This is a genomic window from Chryseobacterium luteum, assembly GCF_000737785.1.
Classification (GTDB): domain Bacteria; phylum Bacteroidota; class Bacteroidia; order Flavobacteriales; family Weeksellaceae; genus Chryseobacterium; species Chryseobacterium luteum.
This window is the reverse complement of the sequence record NZ_JPRO01000020.1, coordinates 162205-169714: the sequence shown is the minus strand read 5'-3', so window position 1 is coordinate 169714 and position 7510 is coordinate 162205. Positions and strand designations below refer to the sequence as shown.

At 39.2% G+C, this 7510-nt stretch carries 4 protein-coding genes; 1 reads left to right on the top strand and 3 read right to left on the bottom strand.

The genetic code is table 11. The features are described from left to right. The 3 genes from IX38_RS18040 to IX38_RS23580 all read right to left on the bottom strand — a co-directional run. Positions 1-305, bottom strand: a 305-nt coding sequence (locus IX38_RS18040; protein ID WP_034707274.1) for an LptF/LptG family permease, incomplete at its 3' end; no start/stop codon positions are given. 110 nt (positions 306-415) lie between these two features. After that, positions 416-1063 (bottom strand): LolA family protein, encoded by a 648-nt coding sequence (locus tag IX38_RS18035; RefSeq protein WP_034707273.1) that lies wholly within the window; start codon positions 1061-1063, stop codon positions 416-418. A 64-nt stretch (positions 1064-1127) separates the two neighbouring features. Continuing rightward, positions 1128-3671, bottom strand: a complete 2544-nt coding sequence (locus IX38_RS23580; RefSeq protein WP_034707271.1) for an FtsK/SpoIIIE family DNA translocase — start codon at positions 3669-3671, stop codon at positions 1128-1130. A 498-nt stretch (positions 3672-4169) separates the two neighbouring features. Between IX38_RS23580 and ccsA the strand changes: the two genes are divergently transcribed. Continuing rightward, complete coding sequence (gene ccsA, locus IX38_RS18025; RefSeq protein ID WP_034707270.1) at positions 4170-7439, top strand: cytochrome c biogenesis protein CcsA; 3270 nt, start codon at positions 4170-4172, stop codon at positions 7437-7439. Positions 7440-7510: the final 71 nt, after the last annotated feature.

The window sequence follows — 7510 nt, the reverse complement described above, 5'->3', positions numbered from 1 at the left end:
GCCATGACCCGCGTCAGGGAAATTCCCGCCGCCTTCATTGCAGCAAGTTCGTACCGTTCTCCAAATTCCCCGAAGGACATAATACTTGCCAGAAGGATGGTAAGCGGGAGTACCAGACTGATAACACTCACCCCAAGGTAAAAAAGAAGTTTGAGGATCTGCCAGTAGCTTAACCCTTTCCCCATGAACTGCCCCAGCTGAACCCAGATAATGTTTACAATAAAGATGAAAAACAAAACGCTGAATATAAAGAAAAACGGCCCAAAGAAGGTTTTTATGATATATCGGTCTAGTATTTTTAACATGCGTCAAAATTAATCAAAAAGCCACAAAGTTTACTTGTGGCTCTTATAATTTTTATTACTTTTTATTTAGCAGATAAGGAGATCCATTACTCCTTTTTCATTTTCGCCTTTTAAAGCTCTGTGATTACGTAGTTTTTAAACTTATTCTTGTCAAAAACGAACATATTGGAATCCAGAGTCTGGTTTTCCTTGTATTCTTTGATGGCAATTACAGCTACATCTTTATTGTTTCCGTGCTGTTCAAGCTTTACCATCTGTTTTTTTTCAGAATCTACAAAAAGATATACGTACTGGATACCGTTGGATTTTATAGGAGTTAATTTAATGAAATCTGCATTGACTCCGTTTACATTTTTTTTGCCGTTATAAGTTACGTTATAATCGTTTCTGTAAGTTGTAAGATAGTTAATAGGGGAGAACATACTGCCGCTTCCGTTGGGTTTTGCAACCGTTACTTCCATATCATCTGCATTGATGTTGTAGATTTTACTTCCATCAAAGATCTGTTCCGTATCCATGATCTTCAGCTTATATTTTTCTCCTGCAGAATAATAAATTCCCGGTTCTGTTTTGGTAACCTGTCCGTTCACACCCGTCCCGAAAGAAAATTTGAAGTATGAATTCTTTTTAGACTTATAGTTGGCTGTGATATCATCAAGGATCTTTTTGGCTTTCGCATCAATTTTCTGAGCATCGGCAAATCCTACAGCACCTATTACAAAACTTCCGATTATGATTTTTGAAATACTATTTTTCATTTTTTTATTTAATAAACTTTAAACATTCTAATGCTTCAAGGTTTAATTGATAAGCATTTTTCCTTTAACTACGCAGATCTTCCAAAAACTGTTCCAAAGAATGAAGGTCACTGATAATGACTTCTCTTGCCTTTGCCCCATTAAATCCTCCTACAATACCGGTAGCCTCAAGCTGGTCCATGATTCGTCCTGCTCTGTTGTAGCCCAATTTCAGCTGTCTCTGTAACATGGAAGTAGATCCCTGCTGTGTAGAAACAATGATTCTTGCCGCTTCTTCAAATAAAGCATCCTTTTCATTAGGATCAAAAGTGCCTACTGTACTGGTAGAATCTTCAGAAACAAATTCAGGAAGCAGGAATGCAGATGAATAGCCTTTCTGTTCGCCGATATATTCTGCAAGTCTTTCCACTTCCGGTGTATCTACGAAGGCACACTGAAGTCTTAAGATCTCGTTTCCGTTGAAATAAAGCATATCTCCCTTACCGATCAGCTGGTCTGCACCCGGAGAGTCAAGGATCGTTCTTGAATCCACACTGGAAATTACTCTAAATGCTGCTCTTGCGGGGAAGTTGGCCTTGATCATACCTGTAATTACGTTTACAGAAGGTCTCTGTGTAGCAACGATCAGGTGAATCCCTACGGCTCTTGCAAGCTGCGCAAGTCTGGCGATAGGAAGTTCAACTTCTTTTCCGGCAGTCATGATAAGGTCGGCAAATTCGTCTACAACCAGTACAATATAAGGGAGAAAACGGTGGCCGTTTTCCGGATTCAATTTTCTTTCCGTAAACTTTTTATTGTATTCCTTTAAATTCTTACAGAATGCGTTTTTAAGAAGATCATACCTTGTGTCCATTTCTATACAAAGAGAGTTCAGGGTATTGATCACTTTGTTTGTGTCTGTAATGATCGCTTCCTCAGCATCCGGAAGTTTAGCCAGATAATGTCTTTCAATTTTTGAGTATAATGAAAGTTCCACCTTTTTAGGATCCACCATAACGAATTTCAGTTCGCTCGGATGTTTTTTATAAAGAAGTGAAGTAAGAATGGCATTAATACCTACAGATTTGCCCTGTCCCGTAGCACCTGCCATCAGTAAGTGAGGCATTTTTGCCAGGTCGGCCATGAATACCTCATTAGAAATCGTTTTCCCGAATACAACCGGAAGATCCATGTCCGTATTCTGGAATTTGTGAGAAGCAATAACCGAACGCATGGAAACCATCGTAGGATTTTTCCTCGGCACTTCAATCCCGATCGTTCCTTTTCCAGGCATCGGTGCAATAATTCTGATTCCCAGTGCGGAAAGATTCAAAGCAATATCATCCTGAAGTTTTTTAATTGCAGATACGCGGATTCCTGCTTCCGGAACAATTTCGTATAAAGTAACGGTAGGACCGATCGTTGCTTTGATCTCGGAAATACCAACATTGAAGTTCTTTAAAAGTCCAACAATTTTGTTTTTATTTTCCTCTAATTCTTCCTGATTAATTGAGATTTCTTCGTTACCGTAATCTTTTAGCAATTCCACTGTTGGCATCTGGAAACCTGCCAGGTCAAGCTTGTGATCATACAGGCCGTGTTTTTCTACCAGTTCCTGGGATTTTCTGTCCGAATCATCCAGTATATCAATAACAGGAGCTACCTCTACATTGAACTTAATATTGTCCTGAGGTGGTGTAGAAACTGGTGGAACCGGAGTAATAGGGGGACTCACCGGCGTGATGTCGAAAGCCTGTTCCGGAGTTGAAACAGGGAAGGAAGGTTTTGTATTCAAATTTAAACTGACAGGCTTTTCCTCTTCAAAAGAAGTCTGATTAGGCGTTATGATAGGTTCTAAATCTGTTACAGGCTGAACTTCAGGAAATCCTTTAGGAACTCTTACCGGGTCCTGTTCTTTAGCTTTTGCCTTATTTGAAACATCCGTAACAGTAACATTGTGGCCGGCCTGTTCAGCTTCCTCTTCAAGTTCTGCATCCGCATCAAAGCTTTCCTCTGAGCTTGGCATCATCGATTTAACTTTCCCGATCGTATTATCATTGATCATGTCCAGCTTGGCTTTAATAGAGCTTGGACGAAGATTGAATTCAAGAATGAAATATAAAAGGATGCTTGAAACAAGCACTACCCAAAGCCCTACCGGCCCGATGATGGCGTTCAGATAATCCATGATCTGGTAGCCGTAAACACCTCCTAAAACACCCTGTCCTTTAGTGACAGCTCCCATGAAAATAGGAAGCCAGCAGATAAAAAACAAAGAATGTCCGATAGTTTTCCAGGGCTTGAAGGTTCTTTTTTTAAGAATTAAGGTTCCTACAACCAAAAACAGGAAGGCAATGATAAACGATGCAATACCTATGCTTTCGAATATGAAAATATTCCCCAGCCAGTCACCCACCTTCCCAAAGATATTTGAAGATTTTATAGTTTTATCCGTCATAGTTCCTGCCTGGCTCTGATCTGCCTTCCAGTTCATCAAATAAGAGACGAACGAAAATGCCAGAACAACAGATAACAGTATAAAAGTAAGCCCGAAAAATATACGCGGCTTAGATAAGATTTTGCCTTTGTCAGGCGATTGCGTTTGTTTTGTCTGTGTCTTTTTATCCATAATATCAATGTGGGCAAATTTAATGTTTTTTCAACATTAATAGAATCTTTTTTTGTTCAAAAAGATAGCGTAATTTAGGGTTATTTTTTAAAATTATACAAGCGTTTTCAAGATATTTTTTTGATTAAAATATAATACAGCAGGTGTTTTTAAAGTAATTCAAATGGCAGTTACTGCTCTACTAATTCTGTTCCATAAAGTTTAAAAAAGTGAAAAAAACATGAAAAATACAGGTAAAAAACTTTTAGTATCGTACCTGGCTTTAATTTTAGACAAATAAATTAGGCTGTAAAATACAGGTCTGTAATTCTGAACTAAGCAGGAATTGAAATAGAAGCTTTTATTGTCATTTAAAGCATTGAATTTTCCTTAAAAAAAATAACATTATTAAGAATGATTCAAAATAACTGAAATAGGTCTCAAAGTGACAAAAAACAGCTTTTTTTAGCCTCTTTGTTGTTTATCATCCTTATTTTTGCAAGTCAAGTAAAATAAATCATGAAGAAGCTCCAAGATATTCTTATCTCAACCAGAACAATGGCTGTTCTGTTACTGGTGTATGCATTTGCAATGGCTTATGCAACGTTTTTAGAAAACGACTACGGAACCCCTACAGCTAAAGCGCTAATTTATGAAGCAAAATGGTTTGAATTAATCATGGTACTGCTCATTCTCAACTTCGTAGGAAATATCGCGAGATATAGGCTGTGGAGAAAAGAAAAATGGCCGGTTCTGGTCTTTCACCTTGCCTTTATCCTTATTTTCATAGGAGGTGCTATCACAAGATACATCAGTTTTGAAGGCACAATGCATATCAGAGAAGGTGAAACTTCCAATGAGATTGTGACGGATAAGAATTTCTTTAAGATCCAGATCGAAGAGAAGGGAGATGTTCTTAACTATCAGGATGTTCCTTATCTGATGTCACCCCTGCACAAAGACTTTAACGCAACCTACGATTTCCACGGAAAAGAAATAAAGGTTTTTACCAAAGACTATATCCAGAGAAAAAAAGACAGCTTAATTGCTGAGCCAAACGGTGCGGAATACCTTCACCTGGTATCTACCGGAACTACCGGAAGACAGAATATTTACATCAAGCCGGGAGAGACAAAATCCATCAACGGAACTCTGGTGACGTTCAACAGGGCAATTGAAGGTGCTGTAGAATTCAAAAAAGAAGACGGAAAACTGTTCATCAAAACACCTGTTGATGCAGCCTTTATGACGATGGCAACACAGGCAACCGGAAGTACTAAAAAAGATGAATTCCAGCCTTTGGTATTGAGAAGTTTATATACCATCAATGAATTGAAACTGGTTGTTCCTGAAGGTCTTAAAAAAGGAAGACTGATGGCTTTTGAAGGCGATAAAAAGAAAGATGCCATGGTGCCGGATGTACTGAGAGTAGAACTTCAGGGGCCAAAAACAAAGCAATTGGTAGATCTTTCCGTTGAAAAAGGAAATCCGAATGCATTCAAGCAGGTAACTATGGACGGACTTAATATTATGGTAGGTTTCGGGCCTAAAGTTTATAATACGCCTTTCGCACTGAAACTGGATGATTTCGTGATGGAAACTTACCCTGGAAGTACATCTCCAAGTGCCTATGAAAGCCATGTAAAGATCATTGACGAAGGAAAAGAAACCCCTTATAAAATCTATATGAACCACGTTCTGAATCATAAAGGATACCGTTTCTTCCAGTCGAGTTTTGATCCGGACAGAATGGGAACAGTGCTTTCGGTGAACCATGATTTCTGGGGAACAATTATCTCATACATCGGATACGGACTTCTGTTCCTGGGAATGTTTGTGATCTTCTTCTGGAAAGGAACTCACTTCTGGAAACTGAATAAAATGCTGACCGATGTCAACAAAAAGAAAACGGCAGCAGTACTTTTGGTCTTATTAAGTTTAGGCTTAAATGCACAGAAAATTGAAACCCATGGTACAACAGACGGAAGCAGGGAACATATTCATGTGGAAGGAGACAATCATTCTCACGCGCCGGCTCCGTCTACCCAACCGCTTGATGGGGCTGCTCCAAAGCAGAACTCTCTGGCAACACCAATGGGCAAAATGAGATCTATCTCTCCAGATGAAATTATTGCAAGAAACAAAATCAGCAAAGAACATGCAGATAAATTCGGATATCTTTTGGTTCAGAATTTTGAAGGAAGGATTGTTCCTATCAATACGGAAGCATTGGATATTTTAAGAAAATTATATAAAAAAGACGAGTTCAAAGGAACAGACGGAAAGTCTCTTACGGCTAACCAGTGGTTCCTGTCCATCAATACGGATACACCAAGCTGGACGATGGTTCCGATGATCAAAGTGGGAACGAAAGGAGGGGATGAGTTGAAAAATAAAACCAAAGCTGATGACGAAGGATACACTTCACTGATGAACCTTTTCCCGGCAGATGCCAACGGTAACCTGACTTATATCCTCGAACATGATTATAACACGGCATTCCGTAAAAAACCTTCCGAGCAGACCAATTATGATAAAGAAGTAATTTCTGTAAACGAAAGAGTACAGATCTTCAACGAGTTCTTCAGCGGTCAGTTTATGAGAATTGTACCTGTGAAAAATGATGCCAACCATACATGGCATTCATGGTTAGACCAGAAATTCGAGCCGGATATGGAATCGCAGCAGGTAATGGGACCTTATTTTGCGGAAGCTCTTACGGCACAGAAAACCGGAAACTGGAGCAAAGCAGATGCTGAACTGGCAAAGCTTTCGGAATACCAGCAGAAATGGGGGAAAGCAGTAGTTCCTGCAAAATCTAAAGTGGATCTTGAGGTGTTCATGAACAAAGTGAATATCAATTTCAAATTATTGATTTTCTATACTCTGATTGGCGGACTTCTACTGATCTTAGGATTTGTAGAATTATTCAAAACTAATAAGGTTTTAAATAAAGTAATCAAAGTAATCATTGCACTAGGTTTAGTAGGGTATTTCTGTCACTTCCTGGGTCTTGTAGCAAGATGGTATATCTCCGGGCATGCACCATGGAGTAACGGGTATGAGGCGATTATCTTCATCTCCTGGGTAGGTATTACGGCAGGACTTATTCTATACAGAAATTCCAATGCACTTATTCCGGCAGCCGGATTTATGGTGGCGGTTATTATGATGGGATTTGCGCACGGAGGTTCAGCACTTGATCCGCAGATCACACCGCTTGTTCCGGTATTGAAATCTTACTGGCTGATTGTTCACGTAGCAATTATTACATCAAGTTACGGTTTCTTTGCCCTGTCCATGATTATTGCTGTAATATCTCTGGTATTTTATATCATTTCAAATAAAGACACCTACAAGCTTCACCATGATACAACATTAAAAGAATTGGTCATTGTTTCTGAAATGTCACTGACGATCGGTCTTTTTGCTTTGACTGTAGGAAACTTTTTAGGAGGAATCTGGGCTAATGAATCGTGGGGAAGATACTGGAGCTGGGACCCGAAAGAAACATGGGCTTTCATTTCCATCATGGTATACGCATTCGTATTGCACATGAGATTGGTTCCGGGATTAAGAAGCAGATGGGCATTCCATGTAGCAACAATGTTTGCATTCTGTTCTATGGTCATGACCTATTTCGGAGTTAACTATTACCTGAGCGGACTTCACTCCTATGCTGCAGGAGATCCGGTTCCGGTTCCGGCCTGGGTATATATCGGATTGGGAACTATGATTCTTTTATCAGCAGTTTCTTACTTCAAGTTTAAAACCTTAACGAAGAAATAAAACGTTAACAATATAACAACTGAAATCCTGGAATTTTTTTTCCGGGATTTTTTTTGTTCGGGTTTCGGGAT